This window comes from Streptosporangium sp. NPDC006930 (assembly GCF_040635605.1).
In the GTDB taxonomy this organism is placed as follows: domain Bacteria; phylum Actinomycetota; class Actinomycetes; order Streptosporangiales; family Streptosporangiaceae; genus Streptosporangium.
Genome location: NZ_JBEYID010000020.1, coordinates 23,674 through 39,968 on the forward strand (window position 1 = coordinate 23,674; position 16,295 = coordinate 39,968).

Below are 16,295 nucleotides of genomic sequence, written 5' to 3' on the forward strand. Positions count from 1 at the left end.
GGTTTTACGAGGTATGGGTTGTCGGGTGCACCGAGCCGCGAGGCGTCGTTCCCACAGGGGCGCGGGTTCACGGGTTCACAGGGCACGGGCGAGGGCGTGGCCCTCGTACATGGCTTCGAGCAGGGATCGGGGCGCCACCGCGTCGCCGATGACGTGCACGGTCAGCCCGTTTCCCGCGAGGTCGGTGGCAAGGGTGTCGAGGGCGTCGGGAGAGTCGAGTTCGATCACGTCGGTGACCCCGTCGATCACGGTCTCGGCCGAGACGAGGGAGGAACGCACCACGGCCCGTCCCTCACCGAACTCGGCGACGGCGCCGGTCCAGATGTCGACGCCGCGGTTTCTGAGCCGTTCGAGCGCGGTCATCCGGCTGTACTCGGTCACCCCCCACAGCGGGGACGTCGCCGGGGTGACCACGTGCACCGTCCCGCCGGCCCCGGCGATGGTCTCCGCGACGGACGCGCAGGTCCAGGCGCCCTCCCGGTCGACCACGACAACGGTCCGCCCTTCCCAGGAACGACGTTCGAAGGCGGCGAGGGGGCGGCGGCGGGCCGATCCGGTGGCGATCACCACGACGTCGGGAGCCGCCGCGACCACCTCCTCGGCGGTCACCACCCCCGCCCCGGTCCTGACGGTCACCCCGAGCCTTTCCAGTTCGTGTTCCTCGTAGGTCCGCAGCAGGTCGAGTTCGTGCCGCCCGATCCCCCGCCGTCCGACCCGCACCTGGCCGCCGAGCTCGTCGCCCTGCTCCCACAGACGCACCCGGTGGCCGCGTTCGGCGGCGACCCTCGCGGTCTCCATTCCCGCCGGGCCGCCGCCGATGACGAGCACCGTCCTGGCCGGGGTCGCGGGTGCGGGGAGAACCGGCCACTCGGCCTCGCGTCCCACGGCGGGGTTCATCATGCAGGTGATGGCGCGGTGCCCGGCGATCTCGCCGATGCAGAAGTTGCACGACACGCAGGGCCGTACCTCGCCCTCGCGGCCCTCGGCCGTCTTGGCGAGCAGATGGGGGTCGGCGATGTGAGCGCGGGTCATCGCGACGGCCGCGATCTCGCCTCCTGCGAGGGCCCGTTCGGCGTCGTCGACGCTGACGAACCGGCAGGCCGCGAAGACCGGCACGTCACCCGCGACCTCGGCGATCGCGAGCGCCTCCGGCAGGTAGGGCGCCCGGCCCTCGCTCATGTCGGCGACGTGGTGGCCGATGGACGGCACCGTGTAGGAGGCGACCGACACGTTGAGGAAAGCGATCGGCCGGGTCCGGGCCAGGAGTTCCGCGATGCGCCGCCCCGCGGCGAGGTCCTGCCCGCCGGGCAGCAGCTCGTCGGCGCTCATCCGCACCCCCACCAGCGCCGACGACCCGACCGCGTCCAGCACGTCGTCGAGCACCTCCAGCGGGAACCGCAGCCGGTTCTCCTCGGTGCCGCCGTAGGCGTCGGTCCGCACGTTCACGGCCGGTGAGATGAACTGGTGCAACAGGTGCCCGTGCCCGAAGTGCACCTCGACCCCCTGGAATCCCGCCTCCACCGCGAGCAGCGCCGCCTCGACGTAGGCCCGCCGCACCTCTTTCATGTCGGCGGCGGTCATCACGTGCGGGACCTGGCCGGTGGTGTGCCAGGGCACGGCGCTCGGCCCCCACGACGCGGTCCGCCGGAACACGTTGTCGCTGTGGCGCCCGGTGTGGGTGATCTGGGTGAAGACCGCGGCGCCCTCGTCGCGTACGGCGGTGACGATGTCGGCCAGGCCCGGGAGGGAGGCCCGGGAGGCGCTCAGCCCGCCCACGCGGCCCAGGCTCGTGTCGTGCACGCGCAGCGGCTCGGTGATGATCAGCCCGGCCCCGCCTCTCGCCCGTTCCCTGTGGTAGGCGACGTGGCGGGCGGTCGGCAGGAAGTCCACGCCGAAGTTGGTGGTGTGGGCCGACACGAAGACCCGGTTGCGCAGGGTCAGGCCGCCCAGGCGCAGGGGTGAGAAGACGTGCGGGTAACGCTCAGTCATCCCGCTGCTCCTGCACGGTGACCGTGACGGCGGCGTTGCCCTTCACGACGTTGGAGATCGCGCAACGGCGTTCGGCGACGGGGATCGCGGTCTCCAGCGCGTCTCGCGGCACGCCCCGGGTGGTCACGTCGAGACGGATGGCGTCGATGGTCCAACCCGCCGCGTCGATGCGCAGCACGCACGTGCCGGTGACCTCGACGGCCTGCTCGGGGGTGCCGGGGGCGACGGTGTCGAGGACGCCTCGCAGGGCCATCGCGAAGCAGGCGGCGTGCGCGGCGGCGAGCAGTTCCTCGGGCGAGGTCGCGGGCGCGGCGCTGTTCTTCCTGCTCTCCAGGGAGATCGGCAGCGGATCGGTGGCGCCGGAGGCGAGGGCGAGGCGACCCGCTCCCCCGCGCAGCGCGCCGTCCCAGGCGGCGGTGGCGACGCGGCGTACCGTCGCGGTCGTCGTCGGCGCGGTCGCCGTCGCCGTCGCCGCGGCCGTGCGCCAGCGCGGGTCGAGCTCCTCCGCGGTACGCGCCCGGAGCACACCGCTGATCTCCAGGTCGTTCCAGACCCGCTGTTCGACGATCCGGCCCGCGCTCAACCGGAACCGGTCCACGTAGCGCACGCCGTCGTATTTGACGCCCTGGTTGTTCTCGCCGTACAGGGTGCCCATCGACCAGACGACGACGTCCCCCGAGGATTCGGTGAACGCCTCGTACTCGGTGCGGTGCTTGTCGACGTGCCGGTAGCGGGTGGCGGAGGCGTCGGCCAGGTCGCGCAGGGTGGTGTAAAGGCGGTCGCCCGGGAAGATCATCACGGCGTCGGGGGCGAGGTGGGTCCCTGCCGACTCCAGATCTCCCCGGCCGACCGCGGCCAGGAAATCCTCGACGATCGCGATGGCCGCGTCGGTGGTGCTCATGGGGTGTCCTTCATCCGGTCGGCGGCGCAGCGGATCGAGCGCGTGATGGCGGCGTAGCCGGTGCAGCGGCACAGGTTGCCGTTGATGGCCTCGACGATCGCGTCGTCGTCGGGGTCGGGGTCGTCTTCGAGCAGCTCACAGGCGGTGAGCAGCATGCCGGGCAGGCAGTAGCCGCACTGGAAGCCGAACTCGTCCCAGAACGCCCGCTGCACCGGGTGCAACCCGTCGTCGCCCGCGAGGCCCTCGATCGTGGTGAGGTCGGCGCCCTCCGCGCCGACCGCGAGCACCGAGCACGACTTGACGGTGGCGCCGTCGATGCGCACGGTGCAGGCGCCGCAGTCCCCGGTGAGGCAGCCGACGTGGGTGCCGGTCAGTCCGAGGTCCTCGCGGATGGCGTGGACGAGCAGCTTCGACGTCTCGACGTCGATCTCCCGCGCCCGGCCGTTCACGGTCAGGTTGACCTTGGTCATCGCGGTTCTCCTTCCTGGACGGAGTGCGGTTCCTCGATGGCCCGTAGTTCCCCGATGGCGCGCAGTGCGGCCACCGGCGCGACCCGGCGGCGGTAGTCGCCGTCCGCGAGCACGTCGCTCCACGGTTCGGTGAGCACCCGCCCGACCTCCGCGCGCACGTGCCCGGGATCGTCTGATTCGAGGTGCACCAGCAGCGGCGTGGCCGCGACCCCGCCGAGGGCGAGCCGCAGCCCTCCTCCGGGCAGACGCACGCAGGCCGCCGTCGCGATGGGCCAGCTGCTCTCGGCGAGCTTGAGCTTGTGGTAGCCGAAGGGCCCGGCCGGGCCGGGCAGCACGAGCGCCGCCAGCACCTCGTCGGGCCGCCGCGCGGTGGTGAAGGCGCCGGTGAAGAAGTCGGCCGCCGCGACCTCGCGGACCCCGGCGGCCGAGACCAGCCGCAGCTCCGCCCCAAGGGCGACCAGCACGGCCGGGACCTCGGAGGACGGGTTGGCGTAGCAGGCCGACCCGCCGACGGTGCCCCGGTTGCGGATCTGCGGGCCGCCGGTGATTCCGCCCGCGATCCGCCGCAGCGGTGGCACCTGCTCGCCGCCGTCGCGCAGAAGATGGGTGTACGTGGTCGTCGCGCCCACGACCACGGCGTCGCCGGCCCGGGTGATCCCGGACAGTCCGGCCCGTGACAGGTCGACGACGACGTCCGCCGAGGTCCGGCCGTGGGTGAGGTCGGGGACGACCATCGTGCCGCCGCCCACGATCACGGCGTCGTGTCCGGCGAGCGCGGCCACCACCCCTTCGAGGTCGGTGGGCGCGTGGTAGGCGAAGTTCTGGGTGATCATTTCGAGCGGGCCCGTTCGATGAGGTCGAGCACGACCGGCGCCGGCAGCGGCACCTGTGTCACGGTGACGCCGAAGGGCGCGAGGGCGTCCTCGATCGCGTTGGCCACCGCCGCCTGCGCGCCGCCGACCCCGGCCTCGCCCGCGCCCTTGTTGCCGTACATGGTGAAAGGGCTCGGGGTGACCTGGTGTTCGAGGCGGACCTTCGGCAGGTCACCGGCGCGAGGCAGCAGATAGGACTTGAAGCGGTCGCTGAGCAGGCGGCCCTCGTCGTCGTAGACGAGTTCCTCGGTGAGCGCCGCGCCGAGGCCCATCACGATCGCGCCGTGGGCCTGGCCCTCGACGAGGGCGGGGTTGATGACGACCCCGCAGTCGTGGGCCATCACGAAGTCGACCAGTTCGGTGAGGCCGGTGTCGGCGTCGACCTCGACGACGGCGGCGTGCAGGCAGTTGGAGTAGGTGGGGTAGGGCTGGATACGTCCGCGTTCGTCCGGGACGTGGTTGATGTTGCCCGGCTTGAAGGCGCGGGTGGCCTCCAGGACCGGCTCGACCTCAGAGGCCACGGCGAACGCGCGGGTGAGCACGGCCGCGGCGACGTCGGGCACCGGCACCGACCGGTCAGGGTCGCCGGAGACCCGCACCACGCCGCCGGTCACCTCGACCTCGTCGTGGGAGACGCCCAGCATGCGGGCACCGACCGTGGCGATCTTGGCCCGTACGTCGCGGGCGGCCAGCGCGGCGGACCCGCCGCCGACGACCATGCCGCGCCCGCTGAAGTTGCCGAACCCGCTCGGGCACCGGTCGGTGTCACCCTGGACGACCTGGATCCAGCTCAGCGGCACCCCGAGCTCGTCACAGACGATCTGCGCGATCGCGGTGTCGTTGCCGCCGCCGGGGCTGGTCACCCCGGTCAGCACGGTGACGCCGCCGCTCATGTTCATCCGGACCGTCGTCACGTCGAACCCGGAGACGAAGGTGCCGGGACCGTCGGCCGACTCCGGCGTGAGCTCGAAGGCGAGCCCGATCCCGAGGTGCCGCCCCCGGGAACGCAGCTCACGCTGGCGGTCGCGCAGGGCGTCGTAGTCCAGCGCTTTGAGCGCCTTGTCGAGCAGGCCGGGGAAGTCACCGCTGTCGATGTTCAGACCGGTCGCGGTACGGAAGGGGAACTGGTCAGGCGGCACGAAGTTGACCCGCCGCACCCGCGCCGGATCGGCTCCGAGCCCGCGGGCCACCAGGTCGACGACCCGTTCCATCACGAAGTGGGCGCCGTCCTTGCCGAAACCCCTCGCGGCGTTCAGCGGCGGCTTGTTGGTCGCCACCACGTGCAGTTCGGCCTCGACGTTCGGTACGAGGTAGCCGGAGGCGAGCGTGGTCGCCGACATGTTGGGCATCGCCCAGCCCGGCTGGGCCGTCACCGCGCCCGCGTTGGCGACGATCCGGTCCCTCACCGCGACGATGCGCCCGTCGCGCATCGCGCCGACGGTGACACGGTGCACCTGTTCGCGGGCCCCCGACAGGAAACACTCGCGGCGGTCCTCGATCCACTTCACCGGCGCGCCGGTGAGCCTGCTGAGCAGGCAGATCAGGGTCTCCTCCGGGTGGCCCTGCATCTTCAGCCCGAAACTGCCGCCGACCCTCGCGGTGACGACCCTGATCCTGGTCTCGTCGAGGCCGAGGCTGCGGGCCAGCATCCAGCGAAGCTGGTGGGGGTTCTGGACGGAACCGTGTACGGTCAGCGACTCGTCGAAGCGGTCCCAGGAGGCCAGGTAGCCGCGCGGCTCGATGGGCGCGGTGGTGGTACGGCCGATGCGGATCGTCTCGGTGACGACGAGGTCGGCCGCTTCGAGGGCGGCGTCGACGTCACCGGTGCCGTAGTGGTTGTGCAGGATGACGTTGTCGGGCCAGTCGTCGTACAACCGGGGCGCGTCGGGCCGCAGCGCGGCGTCGGCGTCGAGCACGTGGGGCAGGCGGTCGTAGCCGACCCTGACCAGCCCGGCCGCCGCCTCGGCCTCGCGGCGGGTGCGGGCGACCACGGCGACGACGGCCTGACCGGCGTGGACCACCTTGTCCACGGCCAGGCAGCGCACCTCGGCGCGGCGTCCGCCCCGGGCGGCCGGGTCGATGAAGTGCGGGATCGGCCCGCTGTGCCGAGCCGCCCCCTCCCCGGTCAGCACCAGCTCGACACCCGGGGCACGCTCGGCTTCCGAGGTGTCGATCCCGGTGATGCGCGCGTGCGCGACGTCGCTGCGGACGATCGCGGCGTGCAGCATGCCGGGCAGGACGTAGTCGTCCACGAACCGGCCCCGCCCGGTCAGCAGGACCTCGCCGTCCGCCTTACGGACCGAGGTGCCGATCGCCGTCACGGCAGCCGGACCCTGACCCGCTGGCCGGTGCGGTAGAAGGGACTGCGCTTCTCGACGTCGAACTCGTCGAGCTCACCGTTCTCGTCGAGGCGGCTCTGCAGCCCCCGAGTCAGCCGTTCGTGGCTGGTGATCAGGAAGAGCTGACCGTCGACCGAGGGGAACGGCGGCTCGTGCCAGGTGCCCCGGTAGAGGTTGATCGACACGTCACCGGGGATCACGAACGCCTTGACCTGGTCGAGCGGGGGGAAACCGTTCTCCATCGGCACGTCCGGCGGCGCGACGACGGCGACGTAGGGCTTGCCGCCGAGCGGGATCATCGTCTGGGTCATCTCGACGTGACGCTCCAGGAAGCGCAGGTTGTCGCCCCGCATGCCGACACGGAACACCAGGAACTCCGGCGGGGTGTCTGAGTCGAGCCGGACCGGCCCGTGCACGGCGTTCTTGCCGGAGTAGAAGTCGATCGGCAACCGGGGGGTGGCCTCCAGCGACATCACCTCGCCGTAGGGGGCGAAGTCCTCGGCCGTGAGCGGCTGCGGGGTGATGACGTGCTGCGGACTGTCCGGGCTCAGCATGACTGTCCTCCTGTCGTGATCGTGAGCAGGGTGCGTACGGGCGTGTCCTTCGCTGTCAGGAGCAGCTCGGCGGCGCGGTCGGCGGCCTTCTCCCCGGCGACGGGGACAGCGGAGCCTCGATACTTGCCGACCAGCTCCTCGCTGGTCAGCGGGTTGCGGCTGTCGCCCACGGGCAGGTCGACCTGGCGCGTGTGCACGCCCTTTCCTGTCGTGACGGTGACGCGGGTCGCGGTGTACTCCGGGTAGCGCGCGTCGAGGTCGGGGGCGACCCGGATACGGACCGAGGCGGCCACCCGGTGGACGAGCGGATCCGAGGTGCGCTCAGGGGCGTACTGGGCGGCGGTGACGTCGCGGTCGGCGAGGGCGACGGCCGCCACGTACGGCAGGCTCAACGTGCACGGCACCACCGAGCCACCCGCGGGACGGTCGACCAGGACCTTGGCGACGTCGTAGGTCTCGACGTCGACGGCGGTCACCTCGGCCACGTCGAGGTCGTGTTCGGCCGCGAGCTCGGCACACGCCTGGGCGGCGCCGTGAGTGTGGCGGCACCCGGCGAAACGCTTCTGGTGAACCTCCAGGATCGTCCACTCCTCGCCCAGACCGTCGGTGAGGCGGGAATCTCCGGGGTCACCGCGGAACAGGGAGACCAGCCCTCTCGGGTGCTCGACGACCTCGTCCCAGCCGGTGAGACCGGCCTGGGCGTGCAGGGCGCCCTCCACCCCCGCGCGGGCGATCTGCCCGGCGAACGCGGGCTTCACGGTGAATCCGGCGAAGATCTCCTCGATCATGACGGCGGGCACGAAGAATCCGGCGGCGCCGACGGCCGACACGATCCCGTCCTCGTCGAGGCCGAGCAGCTTCGCGCACCCGGCGGCGGCACCGTATCCGGCGGCCACCGGGAACCACCCGGCGACGGTCGCGCCGGGATGCATGACCCGGCCGATCCTGTTCGCCACCTCGTACGCCGCCACCACCGCCGTCAGCAGTGCGCGCAGGTCGGCGTCGCGGGACTCGGCCACGGCGAGCAGCGCGGGAAGGGCGTGGGAGGGGTGGAATCCACCGAACCGGTACCCGTCCTGGTGTTCCAGTACGTCGGCCGCGCATCCGTTCGCGTAGGCGGCGTCCGCCAGGGTGGTGGAGAAACCGGCTCCGAGCACGGTCGCCTGGGGGTTCCCACCCCTGGCCCGGATCAGCTCGGTGATGGTGGCCGCCTCAGGGACCCGGCCGCCCGCCAGTGCCGCCCCGAAGAAGTCGAGCAGCAGGTGGCGTGCCTTGGCGACCACCGGTTCCGGCAGGTCGTCGAAGGTCAGCTCCGCGGCGAAGCGGGCCAGCGCGCGGGTCGCCCCACGCGTCGTCCCGTCGATCGGCCTGCCCATCAGACCTCGCCGAGCTGGGAGCGGAGACGCTGGACGATCTCCCCGAACTTGGGCGACTTGACGATGTCGAGCGACCTCGGCCGGGGGAAGTCGATCTCGACGATGTCCTGGATGCGTCCGGGGCGCTGCGAGAGCAGCACCACCCGGTCGGCCAGGAAGACCGCCTCGGAGATCGAGTGGGTGACCAGCACGGTCGTCTTCCCCGTGTCCATCCACAGTTGCTGGAGCATGGAGTTCATCCGGTCACGCGTCATCGCGTCGAGGGCGCCGAAGGGTTCGTCCATGAGCAGGATCGACGGCCGGTGGATCAACGCCCGCGCGATGGCGACCCGCTGCTGCATACCGCCCGACAGAGCGCGCGGGAAGTGTTCGAGGAAGTCCTCCAGGCCCATCATCCCGGCGAGTTCCTCGGCCCTGCGGCGGCGCTCCTTGCGGTTGACGCCCTTGCCCTCCAGCGGCAGGGCGATGTTCTTCCAGATCTTCCGCCACGGCATCAGCGTCGCCTGCTGGAAGACGAAGCCGAGCGAGCCGAGCGCCTCCCGCGAAGGACGGTCGTCACCCTCCGAGTACAGGAGCTTGTCGCCGATGACGATGGTGCCCTCGGTCGGCGGGATGAGCCCGCCGAGCATCCGCAGGAGCGTCGTCTTGCCGCACCCCGAGGGGCCGAGCAGCACGACGAACTCGCGCGGCTTGATCTCCAGGTCGGTCGGGATGAGGGCCCGGACCGGCCCGGCGTCGGTGGTGTACTGCTTACCGACGCCCTTGATCGAGATCGCCGCGCCTCCGTCAAGCATCCGGTCAGCGGACATACGCACGCTCCGACAGTTCGTCCCAGGTGTTGCCGGGCTCGGGAACGCGGTACTCGGTGGTCGGCGCCGCGTCGGAACGGATGAACGACATCGTCCCGCCGCGTGAGTAGAGCGGGCCGTGGAAGACCCCCGGGGAGCGGAAGAAGTAGCCGCCCTCGCGGATCACACCGAGCGGCCCCATCAGCACGTCGCCGTAGATCTTGAACGACTCCTCGTAGACCGGGTGGGCCTCGGCCATGGGCGACTTCCAGCCCGGCATCATCGCGGCGAGGTAGACGAAGACCTCGCCGTCGGAGCGCAGCGTCTTCGACATCGCCCCGACTTCGAGCTCCACCTCACCGCTCCACCCGGCCGGGATCCACGGTTCCCGCTCGGGGGTGATCCGCAGGAGCGGTTCACCCGAGCCGGTGCCGGCGGCGAAGCCAGGCTCACCCCAGAAGCCGGCGTAGACGGTGAGACCGCGCACCGACGCCACCAGGTCGATCGCGCTGCCCGCCCGGGCGTAGACGTAGTCGCCGGTGCGGAGCGGCTCTCCGTCGAGCAACCCCTCCCCCGCGACCACGAACAGGTCCACCCCGGCGGACAGCACACCCTGGTGACGGCCGGTCAGCCGGTGGATCGCGGTCTCCGCGCCCGTGCCGGCGTCGCGGCTCAGCAACCGCTTGCGCCCGCCCTGCGCCGCGCCGAACGCCCCGTCCTGGACGGGCTGCCACGGCACGTCCTGGGTCTGGACGAAGTCGACATCAGGCCTGTTCCACATCACATGCTCCCTGGATCGGTGGTGGCGCCGGCCGCCCGGCGTCCGAGCATCCGGCCGAACCCGAGTGCGGGAGTGACGCTCATCCCGCTCACGAACGACTTGCCGGACAAGGTGCTGCCGCCGATGACCTCGCCCGCGGCCCACAGGTTCGCGAACGGGCCGTCGGGCCCGATGACACGCAGCCGGCTGTCGACGGCGAGCCCAGCCGGGCTCTTCAGCGTGGTGCCGTGGTTCAGGACGGCGTAGTACGGCGGTTCTGCGATCGGCGCGGGCAGATGGGCCCGGCCGAAGGGGTCGTCGCCCGAGGCGACGGCCGTGTTGTAGGCGGCCACGGTGTCGGCCAGGACGCCGGGGTCCATCCCGGTGGCCCGCGCCAGTGTCGTGAGGTCGAGCGCGGTGACGAACGACGGGTGACCGTCGAAGGACCGGTCGAGCTCCGCCTCGTCCCAGGTGGGGAACAACGCCGGGGCCGATCGGCGGATCGCGGCGTCGTACACCACCCAGAACTTCAGCTCGGGCTGGGCGAGCAGGGCGTTCTCCCGGTCGTCGACGCTCGGGGCGTCCTCGGCGACGAACCGCTCGCCGCGGGTGTTCACGTGGATCTCCCACGGGGCCCGCGCCTGCGGGGTGAGAGCCGGATAGTCGTCCAGCCCCACCGTCTCCCAGGTGCTGCCGGACCGCAGCACCCCACCGTACGTGGGAAGGAAGCGGTCCTGACCGCGCACCCGGCCACCGGCGTCGACGGCGGCGAGGAGGCCGGAACCCTCGGCGCCCGGCGAGGCGGGGCCGGCGAGCGGCGCCCCCGACGTGAGCCGGGGGAACAGCTCGGGGTTGCCCGCGTAGCCGCCGCTGGTGAGGATCACGTTCGCCGCGTCGATCTCCCGGAACGTTCCATCGGGGTTCCGGACCGTCACCCCGGCCACCCTGCCGCGCTCCGCCGTCCGGAACGCGACCAGTTCGGTACCGAGTTCCAGCGTCACCGATCCCGCCGCGCACGCCTTCTCGAACGCCGGGAGCAGCACCTCCAGCACCGACCGCCCCGCGTCGCGCCCCCAGTAGGTGCGCGGCAGCAGGTAGGGCTCGTGGAAGTGCAGCACCGCCGGGGCGTCGGGATCCATGTCGAAGCCCGAGGCCATCAGCCATTCGATCGTCGCGGGCGCGTGGTTCACCGCGAGCCGGACCAGCTCCGGATCGGCGGTGTTCCTGCTGATCCGCATCACGTCGTCGAAGTGCAGGTCGGGGCTGTCACGGATGCCCTTGGCACGCTGGAGGGCCGTGCCGCCCGCCGAGAGCTGTGCCCAGGACCGCCACAGGGTGCCGCCCGGCCGGTCGCCCTTCTCGACGACCGTGACCCGCAGCCCGTGGGCCGCGGCCTCGATCGCGGCCGGCAGTCCGGCGGTGCCGGCGCCGACCACCACGAGGTCGGTGGTCGTGGTGCACTGCATCAGGAGCGGCCTTTCACACGGAGTCGATGAACGAGGTGTCGATGAAGTCGGTGACCGGCCGCGCGGTGTCCTTGATCATCCCGGACTTGCGCATCAGTTCGATCCCCTTCTCCCAGACGGCGGTGTCCATCGACAGGAAGTCACCACCGTTCGGGGGGGTGCTGACCCTGACCTCCCCGGCGACCTTCGCGGTGGCGAGCGCCTTGTCGGAGACCTCGATCTCGTTGAGCACGCCCACGGCCTCCAGCACCTTGTCGGTGTTGGCGGGCTCCGCCATGAACTTCCAGGCCTTGCGGCAGGCCCGCAGGAAGCTGGTGATCGCCTCGCCCTCGGCCTTCGCGGTCTCCCTGGTGACGAAGTAGGAGTCACCGGGGAGCGGCGCGAACAGGTCGGTGTTCAGGTAGTTCAGCTCGATGTTGCGCTGCTTCAAGGCCGTCTCGGAACCGATGAAGGTGATGAAGCCATCCACCTCTCCCCGGTTGAGGAACTCCAGCGAGCCGACGTCGGCGCCGGTGACGACCTTCTTCACCTTCGTGGGGTCGAGCCCCGCGGCGACCGACATCGCGTCGAGCAGCAACTCGGTGGTGCCGCCCTTGGAGATGACGCCGATGGTCTTGCCCTGCCACTGCTCGGGGCTGGTCAGCGGCTTGTCCGGCAGGGACGCGACGCTGTACTGGCTGATCTGGTCCTTCTGGCCGATCGTGACGATCGGGGTGTCCTGGTCGGCGATGAGCGGGCAGGTGATGACGGAGGCGGCCTTGCCGAACATGGCCTGCTTGCCCGCCACCTGGGAGACGGAGCTCGCCGTGCCGGTACCGCCGATCGACGTGATCAGCAGGCCCTCCTCGGCGAAGAACCCCTGTGCCTGGGCGACGTACACGTCGGCGTGGGAGATGATGTGCTGGAACGGGGTCATGTAGACGAGGTTGCGCAGCTGCTCGCCCGAAGGACCGGTGGTGGCAGCGGCGTCCCCGCCGGACTCACCCGACGAGCACCCGATGAGAAACTGGCTTCCGGCGGCGGTGGCGACGAGCAGCCCGGCCCCACGGAGGAAGTTGCGGCGGTCCATGTAAGTGTTCCTGTTCTAGAGAGACGTGGGACGGCCGGACGACTCGTGCCAGGGGATCGCGAACCTCCGGATGGCCGCGGTGACGGCATAGAGGAGGAAACCGAGCACCGTCATCACGATCACGACCGCGAAGAGCATGTCGGTGCGGAGACCGGCCAGCATCATCGTCGCGAGGGCGCCGAGGCCCTCGTCGCCACCGAGGTATTCGCCGACGACGGCGCCGGTGATGGCGAAGACGATGCCCAGCTCCACGCCGGTGAGCACGTAGGGCAGCGAGGACGGGATGTCCAGGGAGATCACACGCTTCCACCAGGGTGCCTGGATGACGCGCATGAGATCGCGGTGACCGGGTTCGATCGACCGGATCCCGAGGATCGTGTTCTGCATCATCACGAAGAACGCGATGATCGCCGCCATAAAGATCTTGGATGTGGTCCCGAAGCCGAACCACAGAAGGAACAGCGGGACGATGGCCACCTTCGGTACGACCTGGGTGGCGATGAGGAACGGCGACAGGACCCGTTCCAGTTTGCGGGCCTTGCCGAGGATGATGCCCAGGGCCACCCCGACGACGGCGGCGAGGGCGAACCCGACCAGCGTCTCGTAGAGGGTGATCTTGATTGCCTCGTAGATGAGCGAGCCCTGCATCAGCTCGACCAGGGCCGCGCCGACCGTCTCGGGCGGAGGAAGCATCAGCTCCCCGACGCCGAACAGCACGGTGTAGGCCTTCCACACCCCGATGAAGACCAGAAGCAGCAGAGGGGTGGTGATCCACAGCATCAACGAAGTGTCGGTCCACTTACGTCGAGGCACGCGGGGCCGCATCTCCTCTGAAGTGCGGACTGAGGTCGACATGTGCTGTCCTCCAGGCTCCCGGTGTATCGCTGGGCGGAACGCCGTACCGGATACCGTGATGCTAGGTGCGGCACCAAAAGCAGGTCAAGGGATCCATCGCGGTTTTTCGAGTTTGTAACACGCATGGGCGATTTGACGCTTTTATCACCATATCTGAGGGTGACCGGTGCACAATCAATCGCTACACAGAGTGATAACAGCAGGTAAAAGAGACGCCCGTCGCGTCGGCGACGGGCGCTTGTCCAGGGTTTCGGTCAGTGGGCACTCAGGGGCGGCCGACCATGAACGGCGAGCCGGCCCCGCAGTCGGCCGGCCCCGAGGATCGACCGCGTTCCGCTCAGGAAACCGGGTGGCGAAGCCGGGAAGGCAGCGGAGCCAGGGAGACGGCGGAACCAGGGAGACGGCGGAACCGGGGAGACGGCGGAACCGGGAAGACGCCGGAGTCAGGAGGAACGGTAACCGAGCTGGCGGGAGACCTCGGTGGCGGCCTCGTGGACGAGGCGGCCGTACTCCTCGATGTTGCCGACGCTGAGCCGGCTCACCGGTCCGCAGACCGAGATGGAGCCGTAAACCCGGCCGGTCGCCTCGTGGACGGCCGCCGCGACCGACGCCGCCCCCTGCTGGCGCTCACCGAGGCTCACGGCGTAACCGCGCTGCCGGATGGTCTCCAGCTCGTCGGCGAGCCTGGCCGGGTCCTGGATCGTGATCCCGGTCAGCGCCTCAAGCTGCTGCGAGGACAGGTAACCACGGATCTCCTCAGCCTCCATCGCGGCCAGGATCGCCTTCGACGACCCGCCGGCGTGGAGCGGGTAGAGCCGCCCGAGCTGCACCGACATGCGGATCTCCTGCGGTGAGAGCACCTGGGTGAGATACATGCGCTGAGTGCCGTACCGCACCGAGAGGGTCGCGGTCTCCTTGGTGTGGGCGACCAGCCGTTCGAGGTAGGGCTGGGCGATCCTCGGCACCTCCATCTGCGCCATCGCCGCCAGGCCCACGCTCACCGCGCCGGGCCCCAGGCGGTAACGCCGGGTGCGCTCGTCGAAGGAGAAGAAGTCGGCCGCCACGAGGGTGCGGACCACCCGGTGGACCACCGCCTTGCTCAGCCCGAGCGACCTGGCCAGCTCGGAGACGCCGATGTCGGGCTCCTTCGCCGCCGCGACGGCGAAGATCACCTGCAGTGCCCTCTCGACACCGCTGCTGGTCTGCCCGTCGTCGGCAGGGGTCCCGTTCGCCGTACTCTCCTCCGCCCGCACAAGCTCAGAGCATAGCCCGCCCCCGACTCGTCCGGCCTCACCCATCCCTGATACAAATGTCCGGATGGCGAAGACTTCCCTGGTGGTGGGGGGTGCGGGTGGCATCGGCCGTGCCTGCGCCGACCGCCTGCGCGCCCTCGGTCACGACCTGATCGTCATCGACAGAGCCCTCGGCCACGACGCGAGCGACCCCTCCTCGGTACGTGAGGCACTCGGTGACACCCCGATCCTGGACAACGTCGTCCACGCCGCCGGCTCCGTCGGCGAGGGCGGCATCGAGGACCTCGACCTGGCCCAGTGGCGCCGGGTGCTCGACGACAACCTGACCTCCGCCCTCGTCGTCACCCAGGCGGCGCTCCCCCTGATGGGCGAGGGCGGCTCGGTCGTCCTGTTCAGCTCGGTCAACGGCCGCCACGGCGGCAACCGCCTGTCAGGACCCGCCTACGCCACCGCGAAGGCCGGGCTGATCGGCCTCACCCGCCACCTGGCCAAGGACCAGGCGGCGAGGGGGATCCGGGTGAACGCGGTGGCCCCCGGCCCGGTGGCGACCCCGATGCTGACCCGCCTGTCCGAGGAGGAGATGGACGCCCTGCGACGCCAGATCCCCCTCGGCCGGGTGACCCGCCCCGAGGAGATCGCCGGCACGGTCGAGTGGTTGTGCTCCTCCTCCGCCGCCTCGGTCACCGGGGCGGTGATCGACGTCAACGGCGGCATGTGGATGGGCTAGCCCCGTACGGGGACGGGGCTCACCAGTCGTAGAAGCCCTTGCCCGTCTTGCGCCCGAGGTGTCCTGCGGCGACCAGCTCGCGCAGGATGCGGGGAGGTTCGAAGCGCGCTCCCAGTTCGCGGGCGAGATGTTCGGCGATGGCGAGCCGGACGTCGAGTCCGACGACGTCGGTCGTTCTCAAGGGGCCCAGGGGGTGCTTGTAGCCGAGCGTCATCGCCGTGTCGATGTCTTCCGCCGACGCGACCCCCTCCTCCAGCATCCGCATCGCCTCCAGGGCGATGGCCACCCCCAGCCGGCTGCTCGCGAACCCCGGCGAGTCCCTCACCGTGATCGCGGTCTTGCCGAGGGCGGTCACCCAGGTCTGCGCGTCCGCGACGAGATCCCGTGAGGTCTTGGTGCCGACGACGACCTCCACCAGTTCGCTGGCCGGTACGGGGTTGAAGAAGTGCAGGCCGACGAAGCGTTCCGGCCGGGCCAGGTTCCGGGCCAGGTCGTCGATCGACAGGCTGGAGGTGTTGGTGGCGAGCACGGCGTCCGTCGCGACCTCCTCCACGTCGCGCAGCACTCGCCGCTTGAGGTCGGGATCCTCGGGGACCGCCTCGATCACCAGGGCGCACGCCCCCAGCAGGGTGTGGTCGGTGGTGACGACCAGCCGTGAGAGGAGCTCGGTCGCGGGCGCGGGGAGTTTCCCCCTCCGCTCGGCGTTCGCCACGCTGCCCTCCACGCGCTCGCGGGCGGCCCGTACGGTGTCGTCCGAGGTTTCGACGATCCGCACGTCGGCCCCGGCCAGCAGGAACGCGTGCGCGATGCCCGCGCCCATACGCCCGCCGCCGTACACCCCCACCTTCGACGGAGCGCTGTTGGACCGCATCATGA

Annotated in this window: 15 protein-coding genes; 1 reads left to right on the forward strand and 14 read right to left on the reverse strand. The window is 70.9% G+C overall.

The genetic code is table 11. The annotated features are described in order from the left end of the window. Nucleotides 1-75: 75 nt before the first annotated feature. The 13 genes from ABZ664_RS29305 to ABZ664_RS29365 form a co-directional block, all read right to left on the reverse strand. Nucleotides 76-1,989, reverse strand: coding sequence for an FAD-dependent oxidoreductase (locus ABZ664_RS29305; protein WP_362516647.1), 1,914 nt, complete (start codon nucleotides 1,987-1,989; stop codon nucleotides 76-78). After that, complete coding sequence (locus ABZ664_RS29310) at nucleotides 1,982-2,890, reverse strand: OsmC family peroxiredoxin (RefSeq protein ID WP_362516650.1); 909 nt, start codon at nucleotides 2,888-2,890, stop codon at nucleotides 1,982-1,984. The genes ABZ664_RS29305 and ABZ664_RS29310 overlap by 8 nt, the downstream gene beginning before the upstream one ends. Next, nucleotides 2,887-3,360, reverse strand: coding sequence for a (2Fe-2S)-binding protein (locus tag ABZ664_RS29315; protein WP_362516652.1), 474 nt, complete (start codon nucleotides 3,358-3,360; stop codon nucleotides 2,887-2,889). The genes ABZ664_RS29310 and ABZ664_RS29315 overlap by 4 nt, the downstream gene beginning before the upstream one ends. Then, the gene (locus tag ABZ664_RS29320; RefSeq protein WP_362516655.1) at nucleotides 3,357-4,193 is read right to left on the reverse strand and encodes an FAD binding domain-containing protein; all 837 of its coding nucleotides are present in this window, start codon (nucleotides 4,191-4,193) and stop codon (nucleotides 3,357-3,359) included. The genes ABZ664_RS29315 and ABZ664_RS29320 overlap by 4 nt, the downstream gene beginning before the upstream one ends. Next, nucleotides 4,190-6,553, reverse strand: a complete 2,364-nt coding sequence (locus tag ABZ664_RS29325; protein WP_362516657.1) for a xanthine dehydrogenase family protein molybdopterin-binding subunit — start codon at nucleotides 6,551-6,553, stop codon at nucleotides 4,190-4,192. Before ABZ664_RS29325 ends, ABZ664_RS29320 begins: the two co-directional genes overlap by 4 nt. Then, complete coding sequence (locus ABZ664_RS29330; protein WP_362516659.1) at nucleotides 6,550-7,125, reverse strand: ureidoglycolate lyase; 576 nt, start codon at nucleotides 7,123-7,125, stop codon at nucleotides 6,550-6,552. Before ABZ664_RS29330 ends, ABZ664_RS29325 begins: the two co-directional genes overlap by 4 nt. Further along, nucleotides 7,119-8,501 (reverse strand): MmgE/PrpD family protein, encoded by a 1,383-nt coding sequence (locus ABZ664_RS29335; RefSeq protein WP_362516661.1) that lies wholly within the window; start codon nucleotides 8,499-8,501, stop codon nucleotides 7,119-7,121. Before ABZ664_RS29335 ends, ABZ664_RS29330 begins: the two co-directional genes overlap by 7 nt. Then, nucleotides 8,501-9,295 (reverse strand): ABC transporter ATP-binding protein, encoded by a 795-nt coding sequence (locus tag ABZ664_RS29340; protein WP_362516663.1) that lies wholly within the window; start codon nucleotides 9,293-9,295, stop codon nucleotides 8,501-8,503. Before ABZ664_RS29340 ends, ABZ664_RS29335 begins: the two co-directional genes overlap by 1 nt. Nucleotides 9,296-9,299: 4 nt before the next feature. After that, a complete protein-coding gene (locus ABZ664_RS29345; RefSeq protein ID WP_362516665.1) occupies nucleotides 9,300-10,070 on the reverse strand; it encodes a hypothetical protein in 771 nt (256 codons plus the stop codon). Continuing rightward, a complete protein-coding gene (locus tag ABZ664_RS29350; RefSeq protein WP_362516667.1) occupies nucleotides 10,070-11,515 on the reverse strand; it encodes an FAD-dependent oxidoreductase in 1,446 nt (481 codons plus the stop codon). The genes ABZ664_RS29345 and ABZ664_RS29350 overlap by 1 nt, the downstream gene beginning before the upstream one ends. Nucleotides 11,516-11,528: 13 nt before the next feature. Continuing rightward, nucleotides 11,529-12,584, reverse strand: a complete 1,056-nt coding sequence (locus tag ABZ664_RS29355) for an ABC transporter substrate-binding protein (protein WP_362516670.1) — start codon at nucleotides 12,582-12,584, stop codon at nucleotides 11,529-11,531. 15 nt (nucleotides 12,585-12,599) lie between these two features. Then, nucleotides 12,600-13,397, reverse strand: a complete 798-nt coding sequence (locus tag ABZ664_RS29360; RefSeq protein WP_362516672.1) for an ABC transporter permease — start codon at nucleotides 13,395-13,397, stop codon at nucleotides 12,600-12,602. 485 nt (nucleotides 13,398-13,882) lie between these two features. Continuing rightward, nucleotides 13,883-14,692, reverse strand: a complete 810-nt coding sequence (locus tag ABZ664_RS29365; RefSeq protein ID WP_362516675.1) for an IclR family transcriptional regulator — start codon at nucleotides 14,690-14,692, stop codon at nucleotides 13,883-13,885. A 64-nt stretch (nucleotides 14,693-14,756) separates the two neighbouring features. Here ABZ664_RS29365 and ABZ664_RS29370 point away from each other — a divergent pair, with 64 nt between their 5' ends. Next, nucleotides 14,757-15,419, forward strand: a complete 663-nt coding sequence (locus tag ABZ664_RS29370) for an SDR family NAD(P)-dependent oxidoreductase (RefSeq protein WP_362516677.1) — start codon at nucleotides 14,757-14,759, stop codon at nucleotides 15,417-15,419. Nucleotides 15,420-15,438: 19 nt separating this feature from the next. On the opposite strand, the gene ABZ664_RS29375 is transcribed toward ABZ664_RS29370, so the two are convergent. Further along, nucleotides 15,439-16,293, reverse strand: coding sequence for a 3-hydroxyacyl-CoA dehydrogenase family protein (locus tag ABZ664_RS29375; protein ID WP_362516680.1), 855 nt, complete (start codon nucleotides 16,291-16,293; stop codon nucleotides 15,439-15,441). Between the last annotated feature and the right edge of the window lie 2 nt (nucleotides 16,294-16,295).